We start from the raw sequence: 17,645 nt of genomic DNA, 5'->3' as shown, positions 1-17,645 counted from the left end.
CAACCCCCGCTGCCGCGAGAACTCCACGAACGTCCCCGGCGAGGACATCACCGTCACCCCACCCACCACACCCAACGCACACTCACCACTGCGCACCGCCTGCGCCGCCAGATGCAGCGCCACCAAAGAGGAGGAGCAGGCGGTGTCGACGGTCAGCGCCGGACCGGTGAAGCCGAACGCGTACGCGATCCGGCCGGACATGACGCTCGGCGAGGTGCCGGTCAGCAGGAAGCCGTTCAGGTGGTCGGGGGCCGCGTGCCGCCGAGGTCCGTACTCCTCCGCGGTGGCGCCGACGTAGACGCCGGTGCGGCTGCCGTGCAGCGCCACCGGGTCGATGCCGGCGTGCTCGAACGCCTCCCACGCCGTCTCCAGCAGCAGCCGCTGCTGCGGGTCCATCGCCAGTGCCTCGCGCGGCGAGATCCCGAAGAAGTCGGCGTCGAAGTCGGCGGCGCCGGCCAGGAAGCCGCCGTGGCGGACCGGGCCGGGCGCCCAGCCCCGGTCGGCCGGGAAGGCGGAGATGACGTCGCGCTCGCCGGCGACGACGTCCCACAGGTCGGCCGGCGAGGAGACCCCGCCGGGGAACCGGCAGCCGATCCCGACGATGGCGACCGCGTCGTCCTGCTCCGCGACCGGCCGGCCGACCGGCGGGGCCGCCGGGTCGGGGGCGGCGGCGAAGAGCGAGCGGTGCACGTGTGCGGCGAGCCGGCGCGGCGTGGGGTGGTCGAACACCAGGCCGGTGCGCAGCGGGAGTCCGGTCTCGGCGACCAGGGCGTCACGCAGTTCGACCGAGGTCACCGAGGTGAGGCCGAGGTCCCGGAAGGCGCTGTCGACGTCCACGGCGGCGGCGTCGGTGCCGAGGACTCGGGCGACGGTCCGGGTGACCAGGTCGGTGGCGGCGGCAGCGGGGTCGGGCAGGTCGGCCAGCCGCTGCCGCAGCGCTTCGGCGCGGGTGGGCTCGTGGACCGGGTCGTCGCCGCGCGGGATGCCGAGCCAGTGCCGGTCGCGCTGGAAGGCGTAGCCGGGCAGGGTGATCCGGCGGGCGCCGGTGCCCTCGAACAGTCGCGGCCAGTCGACCGCGACGCCGTGCTCGAAGAGCCGGCCGAGGGAGGTCAGCAGCTGCGGCGGTTCGGCCCGGTCGCCGCGGAGCGCGGGCAGCGCGAGGGCCTCGGGCAGGGTGTCGCCGATCGCGCCGGTCAGCGCGGCGTCGGGGCCGATCTCCAGGAAGGCCGTCGCGCCGGAGCGGCGGACCGCGTCGGCGAACCGGACGGGCCGGCGCACATTGCCGACCCAGTAGTCGGGCGAGGCGGCCTCGGCCGCCGTGAGCGGGGCGCCGGTGACGGTGGAGACCATAAGCAGCCGCGGCGGCCGGAACCCGAGCCCGGCCACGACCTGCCGGAAGTCCGGCAGCATCGGGTCCATCAGGGGCGAGTGGAAGGCATGGCTGACGGTGAGCCGCTTGACCCGGCGGCCGCGGGCGCGCAGCAGCTCGGCGACCTCCGTGACGACGGGGTCGGCGCCGGACAGCACGACCGAGGTCGGGCCGTTCACGGCGGCGATGTCGGCGGCACCGGCCCGGTCGCCGTCGAGGGTGCCGAGCAGGGTGCGGACCTCCTCCTCGGCGGCCTCGACGGCGATCATGGCCCCGCCGTCGCCGGGCAGCGCCTGCATCAGCGTGGCGCGGGCCGCCACCAGGGCGCAGGCGTCCGGGAGGTCGAGCACCCCGGCCACGTGGGCGGCCGCGATCTCGCCGACGGAGTGGCCGATGACGAGGTCCGGCCGGACGCCCCAGGACGCCAGCAGCGCGGCCAGCGCGACCTCGACCGCGAACAGCGCGGGCTGGGTCCGGCCGGTCCGGTCGAGGTCCTCGCCCGAGTCGATCGTCTCCGCCAGCGAGCCGCCCAGCAGGGCGTCCAGCCGGCCGCAGACCTCGTCGAAGACCCGGGCGAACTCCGGGTAGGCGGAGTGGAGTTCGCGCCCCATGCCGAGGCGCTGGGCGCCCTGGCCGGTGAACACCAGGGCGAGCCGGGGGTCGTCCGCCGACGTGCCGGCCCCGGCGACGCCGTCCAGCGCGGCGAGGAGTTCGGCCGTCCCGGCGCCGACCACGACGGCGCGGTGCGCGTGCACCGGCCGGGTGGTGACGAGGGAGTGGCCGACGTCCGCCGGGTCGGCGCCGGCCAGCGCGGTGAGCCGGGCCGCCTGGGCCCGCAGGGCCGCCGGGGTGTGGCCGCTGACCACCCACGGCACGGCCGGCATCGGCCCGGCGGCGCCGGGGCGTTCCGGCCGTGCCGGCCCTTCGGTGAGCACCAGGTGGCAGTTGGTGCCGCCCATCCCGAACGAGCTGACCCCGGCGACCAGCGGCCGGTCCGGCCGGGGCCACGGGCGCAGCTCGCGCGCCACCTCCAGGTGGAGTTCGGCGAGCGGGATGTCGGGGTGCGCGGTCTCGTGGTGCAGGGTGGCGGGGATGGCGCGGTGGCGCACCGCGAGCACCGCCTTGACCAGGCCGGCGATCCCGGCGGCGCCTTCGAGGTGCCCGATGTTCGTCTTGACCGAGCCGACCAGCAGCGGCGGCTCGGCGGCGCGCCGGGCGGCGAGCGCGGCGCCGAGCGCGGCCGCCTCGACCGGGTCGCCCACCGGGGTCCCGGTGCCGTGCAGTTCGACGTACTGGAGGTCGGCGGGGGTGACGCCGGCGGCCCGGTGCGCCGCGGCGAGCACCGCCCGCTGGGCGTCGGCGCTCGGGGTGGCGAGGCTCTCCTCGCCGCCGTGGTTGACCGCGCTGCCGAGGATGGTCGCCAGCACGGTGTCCCCGTCGGCGATCGCCGCGGCCAGCGGCTTCAGGAGGACGGCGGCGGCGCCCTCGCCGCGGACGAAGCCGTCGGCACGGGCGTCGAAGGTGCGGCAGACGCCGTCCGGCGACAGGCCGCCCCAGGCGGCGAGCAGCGCCTCGTTGCCGGCGCCGAGCAGCAGGTTGACGCCGGCGGCGACGGCCAGCTCGGACTCGCCGCGGCGCAGGCTCTCGCAGGCCAGGTGCACGGCGACCAGGGAGGAGGACTGCCCGGTGTCGACGACCAGGCTGGGGCCGCCCGCGCCGAGGACGTGGGAGAGGCGGTTGGCGATGACGCCGCGCTGCACCCCGGTGGCGGTGTGCCGGCCGAAGGTGTCGGGGCCGGCCCGGCGGCTCAGCTCGCCGTACTCGTCCCAGATGGCCCCGACGAAGACGCCGAGGCGGCCGGTGTCCGCGGGGCGGACGCCGGCGTTCTCCAGCGCCTCCCAGCCGAGTTCGAGCACCAGGCGTTGCTGCGGGTCGGTCGCGTCGGCCTCCGCCGCGGTCATACCGAAGAACGCGGCGTCGAAGCGGTCGACGGTGTCGAGGTAGCTGCCCCGGGCCCGGCCGGGCCGCCCCGCGGGGGCGGCGATGACCGCGTCGGTGCCGGTGCTCAGCAGCTGCCAGAACTCCTCGGCGCCGTGCGCACCGCGGAAGCGGCAGGACATGCCGATGACGGCGATCGCACCGTCCGTCGCTTCGATCTCACCAACCGAGCCGTTCATGGTCCTGGTTCTCCCACCGTCGATATGTTCGGGACAATGGCCGCGCACAGTCGATCAGATACCGATGCTAGGCGTGAGAACCGTTCGGGCACTCCCCTGACAAACCCCTACCGGAGGGGTGTCCCTTATCCCGCCCGCATATCGGCGGGGGCCGGCGGGAAGTTCGGCGGCGGCCTGCGGAAATCAGCGCGGCAGGCCGGTTCCGGAAACAGGAATGCGCCCGGTCCGTGAATCGGACCGGGCGCATTCCCTAGGGGTACTACCCGGCAGGACCGCTGCCGGGCCGGGGACTACGGGACCAGGACGGCCTTGCCGAGGGTGGTGCGCTCCTCGAACGCCCGGTGGGCGGCGGCGGCCTCGGCCAGCGGGAACACCTGGCCGACGACCGGCTTCAGCGTGCCGGCCGCGGCCAGGTCGAAGGCCGTCTGCCGCAGCCGGGCCCCGTACTCGGGCTGCAGGAAGACCCGCGGGCCGAAGCCGGAGACCGAGACACCGCGGACGTACAGCATCTCCGGGTCGAACTGCGGGGCCGTGCCACCGGCCGTGCCGTAGACGACCAGCCGGCCGAAGCCCATCGCCAACAGGTCGAACGAGGCCTTGGAGACCTCGCCGCCGACCCCGTCGAAGGCGACCTGGACGCCCGCGGGAGCGACGTCGCGGACGCGCTGCTCCCAGCCCTCCTCGGTGTAGTCGACGACGTGGTCCGCCCCGAGCTCACGGGCGAGGGCGAGCTTCTTCTCGCCGCGCGCCAGCGCGATCACCTCGGCGCCGGCGTTCTTGGCCAGCTGCACCAGCAGGCTGCCGACGCCGCCCGCGGCGGCCTGGACGAGTACGACGTCCTTCGGCTGGATCGCGGCGACCTCGGCCACGCCGACCGCCACCACACCCTGGCCGAACAGCGCCAGCGCCTCGTGCTCCCCCAGCCCGTCGGGGATCGGCTGGGCGGCGCCGGCGGGCAGGACCGCCAGCTCCGAGTAGCCGCCGGCGGTCGGGGCGGCGCCGACGACCTTGCGGCCGACCCACTCGTCCCCCACACCCGGGCCGACCCGCACGACCGTGCCCGCGACCTCGAAGCCGGGGGCGTAGGGCAGCGGCGGGTCCGGGAACCAGGCGAACTGCTGCATCAGGCCGGACCGGATCTGGGTCTCGGCGTAGCTGATCCCGGCGGCGCTCACCCGGACCAGCAGCTGCCCCTCGCCCGGCTCCGGGTCCGGGACCTCGTCGACGATGAGGACCTCGGGCGAACCGTACTCGTGGAACCGAACAGAACGCATGGACGCGTCTCCTTGACTCAGCTGCCGTGACATCCACCATAAACGGACCGGCGGTCCGCTTGGTTGCGATAGCGTAGCCCTGGATCACGGCAGGATGTCAAGGGAGCTCAGGTGGCCGTCAGGGAGCGCGCGGACGCGGCGCACAACCGGCGCAAGATCCTCGTCACGGCTCAACAGCTGTTCCGGGACGGCGGCGTCGACCATGTCTCGATGGAGGACATCGCCGAGGCGGCGGGGGTCGGCAAGGGCACCCTGTTCCGGCGCTTCGGGAACCGCGAGGGCCTCATCGGCGCCCTGTTCGACCAGCTCACGGAGGACTGGCAGGCAGGCGCGCTCGACCGCCTGGCCGACCCGGACGCGCCCGCCCGGGAGCGCGTGCTGCGCTTCGTCGGCGAGCTGTTCGACGACATCGTGCTGCCCGGCGGCCCACTGCTGCGCGCCCTGGAGAACTCCTCCCGCTCGCACGCCAATGTGGGCCGCTACCTGCTCTGGCACGACGGCCTCGCCCGGGCGATCACCGAGGCGCGGCCGGACGTCGACGCCGAGTTCATGGCCCACGCCATCCTCGGCGTACCGCGCGCGGAGTTCGTCGACCTGCTGGTCGGCACCGGGATGAGCACGGAGGCCGTCCGCGCCGGTGTGCTGGCCCTCACCGACGCGGTGCTCACCGCCCCGGCCTGAGGGCACCGCCCGGCCTGAGGCGTCTCCCGACCGCCCCGGAACCGGCCTCCCGGAACCGGCCGTCACCAGGCCGGCGGGAACGCGTCCACCACCTGGCCGGACACGTGCGAGGACTCGGCGGAGAGCAGGAAGCGGGCCAGCGGCAGGTTGTCCCGCACGTCCGGCAGCGCCGGGTACGGGGCCTCCCGCCCGACGGCGTCCGCCTTGCGGGTGAGGAAGTCGCGGGCCAGCGCCGTCTCCGCGACGATGCCCAGCGCGTTGGCCCGCACGCCCGTCCCGGTGAGCTCCTTGGCGAGCGTGCGCACGTAGTGCTCCAGCGCGGCCTTGGCCGACGCGTAGGCGCCCAGCATGTCGACGGGCACCCGCGCGCTGTGCGAGCCGAGGGCCAGCACACTGCCCCGCCCGGCCGCGCGCATGGGCGGAACGGCGTACCGCAGGCAGCGGACGAAGCCGAAGAAGGTGGCGTCGAAAGCCCGGTTCAGCTCGTCGGCGCCGACCTCCCAGCTGTACCCGACCGCCGAGGCGTCGCCCGCGCTGTAGACCAGGCCGTACGGGGCCGGCGAGACCTCCGCCACGTGGGCGAAGAAGGCCGCGACGCTCTCCTCGTCGGTCACGTCCACCTGCCGGTACCGCACACCGCCACCGGACGGGCGGGCGCTGCGAGCGCCCGCGATCACCGTTCGGCCGCCGCCGGCGAGGTCCTCGGCCAGCGCGGCGCCGAAGCCGCTGCTCGCCCCGACAATGACGACTGCGGACTCTTCCATGTCGGACTCCCCGGCTGCGGTGGTACCCCTGCGGCCATTTCCGTCGAACACGGCCTCCCGTCATTCTCCACGTCACCACCCGCCCTTTCCGCCGGAAATACCGGGCGTAGGGGTTGTTTAGGGGGTGCGACGGCCGCGGAGCCCTGGTTACGCTACGGTCCGGCGCCTTCCGGCAAGGATTGCCCGGCCGGCCCGAAATTCTCTGAATTGACCCGTCCGAACCCGCCGGGAGCAGGTTTCCGTGATATTCGAAGAACTCTATCTGGACGGCATCGCCGCCTTCGTCCCGGATCGCGTCACCGTCGCCGAGGCGGTCGCCCGGGGGCTCTGCGACGCGGAGGTGGCGGCCGGGACGGACTGGCTGTCGGTGGCCGTCGCGGGCGACGTCTCCGCCCCCGACATGGCGGTCCGGGCGGGGCGGGACGCGCTGGCGATGTCCCACCACGAAGCGGCGGACATCGCCGTGCTGATGCACGCCACCGCGAGCCACCAGGGCCCGGACATCTGGTCCCCGGCGCACTACGTCCAGCGGCACACCATCGGCGGCTACGGCCCCGCGGTGGAGATCCGGCAGGGCTGCAGCGGCATGGTCGCCGCCCTGGAGCTGGCCGGCTGCTACCTCACCGCCGCCCCGGACCGCGACGCCGCCCTCGTCACCACCGCCGACAACTGGACGCACCCGCTCATCGACCGCTGGCGCGGCACGCAGTGGGCCCTGTTCGGCGACGCCGCCACGGCACTCGTCCTCTCCCGCCGGCAGGGCTTCGCCCGGGTGGTGAACGTCTGCGCCTCCTCCCTGCCGGACCTGGAGGAGCTGAACCGCGGCGGGGAGGCGCTCTATCCGCCGGGGGCCACGCTCGGACACCAGGTCAGGCTGCGCGAACGCGTCCAGGCCTTCCAGGGCGACCAGTCCGCGATGGCCGGGCTCATCGGCCGGGCCGAGAGCGAGCTCATCCACCGCACCCTCGACGAGGCCGGCCTGAAGCCCGGTGACATCGCCCGGGTCACCCACCAGTCCGCCGGGAGCCGGAGCATCGTCGAGCACATCCTGGAGCCCTTCGACGGCGATCTGCGCCTCGGTATGTGGGAGTTCGGCCGCCGGCTGGGCCACACCGGGGCCGGCGACCAGGTCTGCGGGCTGTACCAGCTCCTCGCCGGGCGGGAGGTCCGGCCGGGTGACCACGTCATGCTGCTGGGCACGGGCGTGGGCATGGCGTTCGCCTGCGCGATCGTGCAGGTCCTCGGCGAGCTGCCCGCCGACGCGGCCCCGATCACCCTGTCCTGACGCACCCCGGCCGCTCCGCGCGCCCGTCCCGCCGGGGCGGGCGCGCGGGCATGCCCGCCCCGGTGGCGTCGCCGCACCCCCGCGCGGCCCGGCTCACCCCAGCTTCCTGCGCAGCTCGCTCCGGCCGGCCACCCGCAGCTTGCGGTAGGTGCGGGTCAGATGCTGTTCCACGGTGCTGACCGTGATCGACAGCGAACGCGCGATCTTCTGGTTGGTCTCGCCCTGGGCGGCCAGCAGCGCCACCCGCTGCTCCGACGGGCTGAGCTGGTCCAGGTACCCCGCGTAACGGTCGGTCACCTTGTAGCGGGCGACCCGGTGCGGGACGGCGCCGGGCAGGTCGCCCCACTGCAGGATCCGCAGCGAGGAGAGGAACCCGGGCCGCCCGGAGGTGTCCTGGAGGGTGGCGAACAGCTCCTCGCGCAGCTCCTGGCGGCGCCGGCCGCGGGCCCCCGACCGGCCGAACACCCGCGCCCGGTCACCGGCCGGGGCGACCCGGTCCAGCTGGGAGTCGACCATGGTGAGCGCGTTGTCGTGGTCGCCGACGCCCAGGTACGCCGCGGCGGCCGCGAGCCGCCACGCGTAGAGGTCCGGGTCCAGTCCCCAGGACGCCAGCAGCCGGCCGCAGCTCATGAAGTCGGCCAGCGCGGAGCGGTGTTCGCCGGCGGCGAGGTGGAAGTGGCCGCGGGCGTACAGGTAGCCGAGGCAGTGCCGGGTCTCGTAGATCGGCGCGGGCACCGGGCGGCGCACCCACTCCTTCGCGGCGCCGGGCTCCGCCAGATCGGTGTAGCCGGCGACCAGACAGGAGAGCGGCCCGCCGATCCAGGCGCCCCACCGCTGCGGCGGCACCATGTCCAGCACGGCCTCGGCGCGGGCCAGCCCGACCAGGACGTCGCCCCGGTGCAGCGAGGCCTCCGCCCGGGCCGCCAGCAGACGGGGCGCCCAGGTGTCGGCGGCGAGCCGCGCCGCGTCCGGCAGCACCGCGTCGCACCAGGAGATCGCGGCCTCCGGCCGGTTGCTGTGCACCAGGGCCGTGATCGCCGCGAGGACGGCCGAGGCGGTCTCCTCGCGGAAGGCGCAGGCGGAGAGGGCGGAGGTCGCGCCGTCCGCCGGGTCCGGCAGGCCCGGATCGCCGAGCAGCCGCCCGGCCAGGGCCCAGGCCGCCTGGTGCCGCACCGACCCGCCCGCCGGCCCGCCACCGGGGCCGCCGAGTGCCTCGCCGCCCGCCGTCGCGGCCGGGCCGGCCAGCGGGACGCGCTCCAGGTCCGAGGCCACCGACCGCAGCAGGCTCGGGAATTCGCAGGCGACCAGCAGCCGGTCGGCCGCCGCCTCCAGGCGCCGCTGGTCGTTCTTCGCACTGCTCGTCTCGCTACGCCGGTCCAGGACGGCCAGCAGGTCCTTCGCCTGCCAGAGCAACTCCGGGGCCGCCTCGGTTGGTTCGACAAGAGTCATCGGTGATTCAGATCCCTCCGGGACCACAGGGCGCATGGTCCGGTACTGGCGCGGGCACGGCCGGAGCACAGGCTCGGCCCGGCGCACGGGGCAGGCACGGTGACGTACGGGGTGGGCGGGGTGCCGCACGGAGGGGCTGCCGCCCGGGTGAAGGCATCCGGCGCCGGCAGTCGTCCGGCGGTCGGCCCGCCGATCGGGGTGAAGGACACCGGGGAGAACGCTCCCGGGCGGCGGCCGAGGGCCGTGCCACGGGTGCCGCGGCGCGAACGCAGGGCCGCCGGACGGCCCGTGGGCGGCCGGGAGCAAAAGGGAGAAACGAACGCACGCCGGGCGCGAACGGCCGGAAGGCGCCGTCCCGGGACTACACCGGGTGACGGCGGGCGGTCACGAGGCCCGTGGACGCGGCGGCGGGTACCCACCCGAGCGGCCGGTCGGCCGGCCCCCGGCGGTATCGGGTGGTCGTGAAGTCTCGGTCATGTGGCGGCCCCCGTCGTCACTGTCTCCATCTACCTCTACGGACGCTCATCATGGCCGATGGCATCCTCCGGCCGTCCTCCGGCCGTCCCGGCCCGGTCCTCCCCCGGAGCCGTCCGGATCCGACGGTTCGGAAGGAAACTCCGGGGCCGTCCGGCGCGTTGGTCCGAGAGGCCGGCGCACCGGCACCGCGCCTCCGGCCGGACGCCCGGAGCGGGTCGAACGGGCCCCGAACCCGGGCCGGACCCGAGGCCGTCGAGCCCGGGGCGAATGGCATTCGAAGATGCGTTTGAATCCGAGTAGCATCGTGGCGAACGGCCCGCGAAGCATTGGTGAGGATGCGTCAGAATGGGGGAGGCTGAGTGAAGTTCCGCATTCTCGGACCACTCGAAGTACGGGCGAACCACCGCAAAGTGCCACTGGCCGGCCCCAGGCAGCACCTGGTGCTCGCCCTCCTCCTGCTGAAGGCCAACCAGAGCGTGCCGCTCGGCGAGCTCGTCGACGCCGTCTGGGACGATCCGCCCCGCACCGCCGAGAAGCAGGTCCGCAACGCGGTCTCGATGCTGCGCGGCCTGCTCAAGTCCGCCGGGGTCACCACCCTGCCGACCGCCGTCGGCACCAACGGCTACCGCCTCGACCTCCCCGACGACCAGCTGGACACCGCGATGTTCGCCCAGGCGCTCGCGGCGGCCCGGCACCGCGCCGCCGCCGGACAGTTCGCCGAGGCGGTCGTCGAGTTCCGCGCCGGGCTCGCCCTGTGGCGCGGCCCGGCACTGGCCGGCCTGGACAACTCGGCCCTGCAGCCGCACACCTCGCGACTGGAGGAGCAGCGGCTCACCGCGCTGGAGGAGTGCGTCGACCTCGAACTCGCGCAGGGCCACCACCAGGCCGTGATCCCCGAACTGACCGACTGGCTCAGCGCGCACCCGCTGCGCGAGAGACTCGCCGGCCAGCTCATGCTCGCCCTCTACCTCTCCGGCCGCCAGTCGCACGCACTGACCGTGTACGAGTCCACCCGGCGGCGGCTCGCGGACGCGCTCGGGCTCGAACCCGTGCCGGAACTGCGCGAGTTACGCCAGCGCATCCTGACCAACGACGTGACCCTGGGCCGGCCCCGGACGTTCGCGTTCGCGCCGCTCGCCCCGCACAGCCTGCCCAAGGACATCAGCCACTTCACCGGGCGCGGGCACGAGTTGCGCACCCTGGTCGAGCAGGTGATCGTCCACCGCGACCAGGTGGCGTCCAGCCACGTCGTCCTCGCCGCCGTCGACGGCATGGCGGGGGTGGGCAAGACCTCGCTCGCCGTCCACCTGGCCCACCTGATGAGCGACCGCTACCCCGACGCGCAGCTCTATCTCGACCTGCACGCGCACTCCCCCGGACAGGCCCCGCTCGATCCGGGGACCGCCCTGGAGAAGCTGCTGCGCTCGGTGGACGTCACCGGCACCGCCATCCCCGAGGACCTGGAGGAGCGGGCCGCCCTGTGGCGCAGCAGGCTCGCCGGCCTGCGGGCCGTGCTCGTCCTGGACGACGCGGCCAGCTCCGCCCAGATCCGGCCGCTGCTGCCGGGGACGGCCGACTGCCTGATCCTGGTCACCAGCCGGACCCGGCTCACCGACCTGGACGCCACCGCCGTGCTCCCGCTGGACCCGCTCCCGCCGGCCGACGCCGGCCGGCTGCTCGACCGGATCGTGGGCGACCGGCGGGTGGCCGCCGAACCCAAGGGCGTCGCCGAGTTGCTGAGGCTGTGCGGCTACCTGCCGCTCGCCATCCACATCACGGCGGCCCGGCTGCGCCACCGGCCCGCCTGGACCATCGCCTACCTGACCTCCCGGCTGCGCAGCCACCGGCGCCGGCTCGGCGAGCTGCAGACCGCGGAGAGCGGCATCACCGCGGTCTTCGACCTCTCCTACCAACAGCTCGATCCCGAACCGCGGCACCTCTTCCGCCTGCTGGGCGTGCTGCCGGGGACGGATTTCGACGCGGACGCCGCGGCGGCGGCGGCCGGGGTCGAGCGCCGGGCCGCGGACCGGGCGCTGGAGGAGCTGCTCGACGTGCACCTGGTCGAGCAACCGCGCGAGGAGCAGTACCGGCTGCACCCCCTGCTCCGGGCCTACGCGGTGCACCTGGCCGCCACCGAGGCCGGCGGGGCCGAGCGGCAGGCGGCGCTGACCCGGCTGTTCGACCACTACCGCCGGACCGCCGCCGCGGCCCTGGACATCGTCTCCCCGCAGTGGCGGCACGACCGCCCGCCGCTGCCCGCCACCGGCGCACCGGCGGCCGCGCTGACCACCCTCGACCAGGCCGCCGACTGGCTGGAGGCGCAGTGGCCGAACCTGCTGTCGGCGGCGGAGACGGCCCGGCGCGGCTGGCCGGAGCAGAGCGCCGACCTGTTCGGCGTCCTGCGCCACTACCTCCACCTCCGGGGCCAGCACGCCGAGGCGCTCTCGCTGCACAGCGGCGCCGTCGCCCTGGCCCGCGACACCGACGACCGGGAGCTGGAGAACCTCGCCCGGTACGGCCTGGGCCTGGCCAACCAGCGGCTCGGCCGCTACGACACCGCCCTCACCCACTTCCGCCAGGCCCTGGAGGTGGCCCGCGAGCTCGGCGACCACGTGACGCACGCCCGCACGCTCAGCAACATGGGCCTGGTGCTCCACCGGCTCGGCCGTTACGAGAGCGCGCTCACCCACTTCGCCCAGGCGCTCGACCTGGCGCGCGACACCGGCACGCCGAGTGCGGAGTGCTACGCGCTGTGCGGGCTCGGCCTCGTCCACGAGCGCCTCGGCCGCTCCACCACGGCCGTCATCCACCTCCGCCAGGCCCTGGTCATCGCCCAGCGGATCGACGACCGCGACATCCAGGGCTACGCGCTCAGCAACCTCGGCCGGGTGCAGTGCGGTCCGGGCAACTACGAGCAGGCCTGCGACGACCTGCGCCGGGCCCTGGCACTGGCCCGGGAGACCGGCGCCCGGGACCTCGAAGGCCACACGCTCTGCGGCCTCGCCCTCGTCCACGAACGCCTCGGCGACCACGACACCGCCCAGATCCACCTCCACCAGGCCCTGGCGCTGGCCCGCGAGACCGGCACCCGCGATCTGGAAGGCCACGCCCTGTGCGGCCTCGGGCTCGTCCACGAACGCCTCGGCCACTACGACATCGCCCTGGCCCACCTCCACCAGGCGCTCGTCCTGGCCCGCGACACCAGTACCCGCGACCTCGAAGGGCACGCCCTGTGCGGCCTCGGGCTCGTCCACGAACGCCTCGGCGACCACGACATCGCGCGGATCCACCTCCACCAGGCCCTCGCGCTCGCGCGCGAGACCGGCACCCGCGACCTCGAAGGCCAGGCGCTCGGCGGCCTCGGCGAGATGGCCTGCCGGCTGGGCGATCCGGCCGGGGCGCTGGACCTGCACAGCCGGGCCCTGGCGATCAGCCGGGAGACCGGGGACCGCCACCGCCAGGGCCGGGCGCACCGCGGCCTCGCCGCCGCCCACCGGGCGCTGGGCGAGCCGGACGCCGCCCGCGCGCACGAGCGGCTGGCCGAGCAGCTCCGGCAGCGCCCCGGGGCCGGACGCCCGGTCGATCCCGACCGGCGGCGCGGCCCGGCCGGGCGCCCGGCCCCGCGGCCCGGTCCGGTCGATCCGGCCGGGCGCGCGGAACCGGGCGGGCCGGACCTCCTACGGGCGGACCGACAGGGCGTGGTGGAAGATGTCGCGCGGGTCCCGAGCGGCCTTGATCTGCTGTAGCCGCGCGTAGTTGTCCTTGTAGTAGATCGTCGACCAGGGGGCGGAGGAGGTGTTCCAGGCCGGGTCGGCGAGATCGACGTCGGGCCAGTTGACGTAGTTGCCGTCGGTGACGCTGTTGGGCACCGGCACGCCGCCGGTGGTCGCGTAGACGTCCCGGTACAGCTCCCGGACCCACTGCAGCTGCCGGGTCTCGTCCCCCGCGTCGGACCAGTAGTTGGAGAACGAGGCGAGCATCACCGAGTCCCGGTGCGGCACCGCCGTCGTGGTCGGCGAGAAGGAGTTGACCTTCCCGCCGAAGGAGAAGAGGCCCATCAGACCGGAGGCGTAGGCGTAGGAGGGGCTGGTCAGGTACCGGTAGACGGTGCGCAGTTGGTCGGGCGCGTAGCCCTTCTTGTGGTAGGCGCCCTTGGTCTTCGAGCGCAGCAGCAGGCTCGGGATCCCGAACACGCCGGCCACCTCGGAGGCGCTGGTGGTCGTGGTGTAGAGCCACGGCAGGGTGCCCGTGGTGCTCGCCGCCGGGGCCGCGGCGACGTTCGTGGTCATCGCGGCGGCGAAGTCCGTGAGCATCTGCTGGGTACCGGTGACGGTCGGGTCGACCTGGGCCCGGACGATCACGCCGCCCTTGCCCTGGCGGATCGCGATGAGCGAGGCCCAGAGCTGGTTGGCGGCCGCGCCGGGGGCGCTGTTCTGCTCGTGCCAGGTGCCGAAGTTGGTGACGAGCGTGGTGAACGCGGCCTCGTCCAGCTGGGACCAGTCCCAGAACAGTGTGGTGATCATGATGCCGCCCGGGGTCGGGGGCAGCAGCCTGGTCGGATCGGTGCCGGTCGCCCCCGGCGAGCGGAGCCAGAACCGCGTGACGATGCCGAAGTTCCCGCCGCCGCCGCCCGCGTGGGCCCACCAGAGGTCCCGGTTGGGGTCGCCCGGCGCGGACGTGGCGATCACCGACCGCGCGAGGCCGAAGGAGTCCACCACGACAACCTCGACGGCGTAGAGGTTGTCCGCCACCAGACCGTACAGGCGGGACAGCACGCCGTAGCCGCCGCCGGTGATGTGGCCGCCGACACCGACGCTGGGGCAGGAGCCGCCGGGTATCGTCACGCCCCAGCCGAGGTCCAGGGTGCGGTAGACCTGCGAGAGGATCGCGCCGCCCTCGACCGCGAAGGCGTTCATCGTGGGGTCGAAGTACACCGCGCGCATCTCGGACAGGTCGATGACCACCCGTACGTCCGGGTCGTCGACGAAGTTCTCCAGGCAGTGGCCGCCGCCGCGCACGGTGACCCGCTTGCCGGCCGACACCGCCTCGTTGACGGCCTGCACGACCTGGCTCGTGGAACCGACCAGCTTCACGGTGTCCGGGTTCCCGGTGAACCGGCGGTTGTAGCCGCGCAGCAGCAGATCCGGGTAGCGCCGGTCGCCGGGCCCGACACCGACCGGGCCGAAGGCCGGCCCGCAGGCCAGCCGCGCCTGGTCGGCCCCGGCGTCCGGCACCGGGGCGGCCGCCGCGACCGCGCCGCCCACGAAATCCGTCGCGGCGATCCCGAGCCCGGCCGCCCCCAGGCCGGCCAGTGTAAAGCGTCGACGAGTCAACTCCGCCATGAAATCCCCCTGCTCACACCAGCACGCATCCGAATGGCACGAGAAGGGCGACGTCGAATTCCGGCCTCCCCGTTGGCCACATTGATGCCGAGTCCGGCGGGCGCGTCAACCGGCCCCCTAACAACCCCCTATGTCACGACCCCGACGGCGGCCGGAGCACGGCCCGTCTGCAAGGCTGCCAGCACGGTATTTCCGCGCACGGCAAGGGAGTTGAATTGACATGACCACTTACCTCATCACCGTACTGAGCAACGTGCACGAGGGCCGGGAGAACGACTTCCACGACTGGTACGAGAACACCCATATTCCGGAGATTCTTGAAGTACCGGGAGTTCTTTCGATCCGGCGGCTCGTTCTCAACGACGAACAGATCGGCGCCGACAAAGGCCACTCGCAGGCCCACTACCGCCATCTGACGCTGATCGAGATAGCGACCGACGACTTCGATGCCACGCTCGCCGCGATCAGCACCCTGGACGGCAGCAAGGCCGCCGAACTCCTGGTGCCGGGCCAGGTGCTGGCCTCGCTGTACCGGGACCCGAAGGTGTACACCAAGCCCTGACCCCGGCCGAACGGGGCAGCCGCCCCGGCGGGCGGGACCTGTCGCCGGGCCCGCCCGCCCCGCCCTTTGCGCGCCCTCGCCGCACCACCCCCGCCGCAACGCCCTGGCGCGACACCGCGCCGCGAGTCCCCGCGCTGACCCCCCGCCGTGACCGCCCGGCGCGGCCCCGCCGACGTGACGCCTCCGTCGAGCCGGCCGCCGGCGCCCCGGCCCCGCGGCCGCGGGGGGGCGGGAGCCCCGCCCCCCCGCCGACCGGGCCCGGGGCGGTCGCGCGCCGACCCCGAACGACGCGCCCCCGGCCTCCACGACAGCCATCGGCCCCGGCCACCGGCCGGACTTGAGATGCCCTTGACACGTTTATAGGTCTATACCATGCTGCGATCGGCGTCCCGGCGGCGGGGCGAACTCCGCTTCCGCCACGGGACTTCGGCACAGGTGACAGCTTCATACGGGGGAGATTGTTGTGCTCGTGCATGTCCTGGGACCACTTCGTGTCGACGTCGACGGAACCGCCGTGGCCCTCGGCGGCAGGCGTTCACAGATCGTCCTGGCGACCCTCGCCCTGACCCCGAACTGGGTGGTGCCGCTCGACCGCCTGGTGGACGCCGTCTGGGGCCCCGCACCACCCGCGAGCGCCCGGACGCAGATCCGGATCTGCGTCTCCCAACTGCGCCGGGCCTTCGCCGGGGCCCTCGCCCCGACAGTGATCGAGACCCATCCGAACGGGTACCGGCTCCGGGTCGGAGCAGGCGAGTTGGACGCCACCGTGTTCAACGAGGAGGTGGCCCGGGCCCGGCTGCTGGCTACCCAGGGCGCACCGGAGGAGGCCGTCACGGAGCTGCGCCGGGCGCTGTCCCGCTGGACCGGCCCGGCGATGGCGGGCCTGGCCTGCCCACCGGTGGAGGCCTGGGCCCGCCGGCTGGAGGAGAACCGGCTGCGCGCCGTCGAGGAGCGGATCCGGCTGGAGCTCGGCCTCGGCCGCCAGCAGGACCTGGTCGGCGAGTTGGAGCAACTGGTCTGCGCGCACCCGTTCCGCGAGCACCTGCACGGGCAGCTGATGCTCGCCCTGCACCGGTCGGGCCGCACCGCCGAGGCACTGGCGGTGTACCGCAGGCTCCGCGCCGCCCTGGTCGAGGAGCTGGGCATCGAACCCGGACCCGAACTGCGGGGGCTGGAGCGGGGGATCCTGCTGGGCGTGGCCGCGGTGGCGCTCCCCGGGGAGCCGGTGACGGCCCGCCGCCGGGCCCGGGCGGGCGACGCCGCCCACCCGTCCCGGTACCCGGTCCAGCCGTCGCGGGTGCCGTCGACTCGCGCCCTGTAACGGTGCGTTCAGCCCACGTGGCGCCACCAGAAGGACCCCGGCTCGTAGTGGTCCCGGACACCGAGGGCGCGCCAGAGCGGCTCGGCGATCTCCCGCAGCTCCGGGTCGGCGTGGACGAAGGCGTCGGGCAGCTCCAGGTCGAAGCGGTCCGGGGCGGCCGTCAGCAGGGCCGCGAGCAGGTACTGCTCCGAGTAGTGCCGCCAGCGCCAGGAGTGCGGGTAGTCCGCCGGCAGCATGATGTCGTGGACGTGCACGAGCACGCCGGGCTTGAGCCTGGGCAGCACCTCGAAGAAGAACACCGCCACGTCCGACCCCATGTGCAGCCGGTGCGACCCGTCGAAGAAGACGATGTCGCCGGGCTCCAGTTCGGCGAAGACCGCGAGGTCCGCGTGTTGCAGCGGGGTGCGGATCACCTCGTCGCAGAGCCGGTCCACGGTGGCGCGGGGGGCCGGGTCGATCGAGGTGATCCGGGTCGCCAGCCCGAGGTCCCGGACCGCCCGGCGGGCGAACTTGGTGGAGTTGCCGGAGCCGATCTCCAGGTACCGGGCCGGACGCTCCGCGGCCAGGAAGCCGTAGAGCGAGAGCGCGTCCAGCGGGGGCAGCCAGCCGTTGTTCCAGTACGGGGCGGAGCCCGCCGCCGTGCCGCTCAGCGGAATCCCGCGCAGCAGTTCGGTCAGCTCCAGGAAGCCGGTCAGCCGCTCGGCGTAGCGCTCCCGGTGCTGCTCCAACAGCGCCCGGACCTCGGTGAGTTCGGCGCGCGGCTCGGGGGTGACGACGTGGTCCCAGAAGAGCGGCTTGCGCAGCCCGAACGCCCACAGCGTCAGGCCGTGCAGAACGGGCCGCTCCGCCAGCCAGTCGACCGGCTTGCGCAGCACGGGCAGCCGCTCCAGCAGTTCGACGCCGGAGGCGGTCCGGACCGCGGTCCGCAGATCCTTGAGCACCAT

The 17,645-nt window shown here is 74.4% G+C and carries 11 protein-coding genes; 5 read left to right on the top strand and 6 right to left on the bottom strand.

Features of this window, described 5'->3' with window-relative positions:
• Positions 1–3,546 (bottom strand): type I polyketide synthase (locus ACIQTO_RS32960; RefSeq protein WP_402395939.1); only part of this gene is annotated, 3,546 nt, incomplete at its 3' end.
• 290 nt (positions 3,547–3,836) lie between these two features.
• Positions 3,837–4,820, bottom strand: coding sequence for a zinc-binding alcohol dehydrogenase family protein (locus tag ACIQTO_RS32955; RefSeq protein WP_402395936.1), 984 nt, complete (start codon positions 4,818–4,820; stop codon positions 3,837–3,839).
• 111 nt (positions 4,821–4,931) lie between these two features.
• Between ACIQTO_RS32955 and ACIQTO_RS32950 the strand changes: the two genes are divergently transcribed.
• A complete protein-coding gene (locus tag ACIQTO_RS32950) occupies positions 4,932–5,501 on the top strand; it encodes a TetR/AcrR family transcriptional regulator (RefSeq protein WP_402395934.1) in 570 nt (189 codons plus the stop codon).
• A 62-nt stretch (positions 5,502–5,563) separates the two neighbouring features.
• Here the strand turns inward: ACIQTO_RS32950 and ACIQTO_RS32945 are convergent, their stop codons facing one another.
• Positions 5,564–6,265: an SDR family NAD(P)-dependent oxidoreductase gene (locus ACIQTO_RS32945; protein WP_402395932.1), complete on the bottom strand. Its 702-nt coding sequence runs from the start codon at positions 6,263–6,265 to the stop codon at positions 5,564–5,566.
• Positions 6,266–6,506: 241 nt separating this feature from the next.
• Here ACIQTO_RS32945 and ACIQTO_RS32940 point away from each other — a divergent pair, with 241 nt between their 5' ends.
• Complete coding sequence (locus tag ACIQTO_RS32940; protein ID WP_402395930.1) at positions 6,507–7,550, top strand: ketoacyl-ACP synthase III family protein; 1,044 nt, start codon at positions 6,507–6,509, stop codon at positions 7,548–7,550.
• 93 nt (positions 7,551–7,643) lie between these two features.
• Here the strand turns inward: ACIQTO_RS32940 and ACIQTO_RS32935 are convergent, their stop codons facing one another.
• Positions 7,644–8,999, bottom strand: coding sequence for a LuxR C-terminal-related transcriptional regulator (locus tag ACIQTO_RS32935; RefSeq protein ID WP_402395927.1), 1,356 nt, complete (start codon positions 8,997–8,999; stop codon positions 7,644–7,646).
• A gap of 836 nt (positions 9,000–9,835) precedes the next feature.
• Between ACIQTO_RS32935 and ACIQTO_RS32930 the strand changes: the two genes are divergently transcribed.
• Positions 9,836–13,222 carry a tetratricopeptide repeat protein gene (locus ACIQTO_RS32930; RefSeq protein WP_402395924.1) on the top strand — a complete coding sequence of 1,129 codons (3,387 nt, stop codon included), beginning with the start codon at positions 9,836–9,838 and terminating at the stop codon, positions 13,220–13,222.
• On the opposite strand, the gene ACIQTO_RS32925 is transcribed toward ACIQTO_RS32930, so the two are convergent.
• Positions 13,154–14,818: an FAD-binding oxidoreductase gene (locus ACIQTO_RS32925; RefSeq protein WP_402395923.1), complete on the bottom strand. Its 1,665-nt coding sequence runs from the start codon at positions 14,816–14,818 to the stop codon at positions 13,154–13,156. The two genes, ACIQTO_RS32930 and ACIQTO_RS32925, sit on opposite strands and share 69 nt — an antisense overlap.
• Before the next feature lie 220 nt (positions 14,819–15,038).
• Here ACIQTO_RS32925 and ACIQTO_RS32920 point away from each other — a divergent pair, with 220 nt between their 5' ends.
• Positions 15,039–15,380, top strand: coding sequence for a hypothetical protein (locus tag ACIQTO_RS32920; protein WP_402395920.1), 342 nt, complete (start codon positions 15,039–15,041; stop codon positions 15,378–15,380).
• A gap of 463 nt (positions 15,381–15,843) precedes the next feature.
• Positions 15,844–16,701 carry a BTAD domain-containing putative transcriptional regulator gene (locus ACIQTO_RS32915; protein ID WP_402395918.1) on the top strand — a complete coding sequence of 286 codons (858 nt, stop codon included), beginning with the start codon at positions 15,844–15,846 and terminating at the stop codon, positions 16,699–16,701.
• Positions 16,702–16,709: 8 nt separating this feature from the next.
• On the opposite strand, the gene ACIQTO_RS32910 is transcribed toward ACIQTO_RS32915, so the two are convergent.
• Positions 16,710–17,645: a class I SAM-dependent methyltransferase gene (locus ACIQTO_RS32910; protein ID WP_402395915.1), complete on the bottom strand. Its 936-nt coding sequence runs from the start codon at positions 17,643–17,645 to the stop codon at positions 16,710–16,712.

It is taken from the genome of Kitasatospora sp. NPDC091207, from assembly GCF_044768625.1.
GTDB lineage: Bacteria > Actinomycetota > Actinomycetes > Streptomycetales > Streptomycetaceae > Kitasatospora.
The sequence above is the reverse complement of the archived record's forward strand: the minus strand, read 5'-3'. Positions and strand labels throughout refer to the sequence as shown.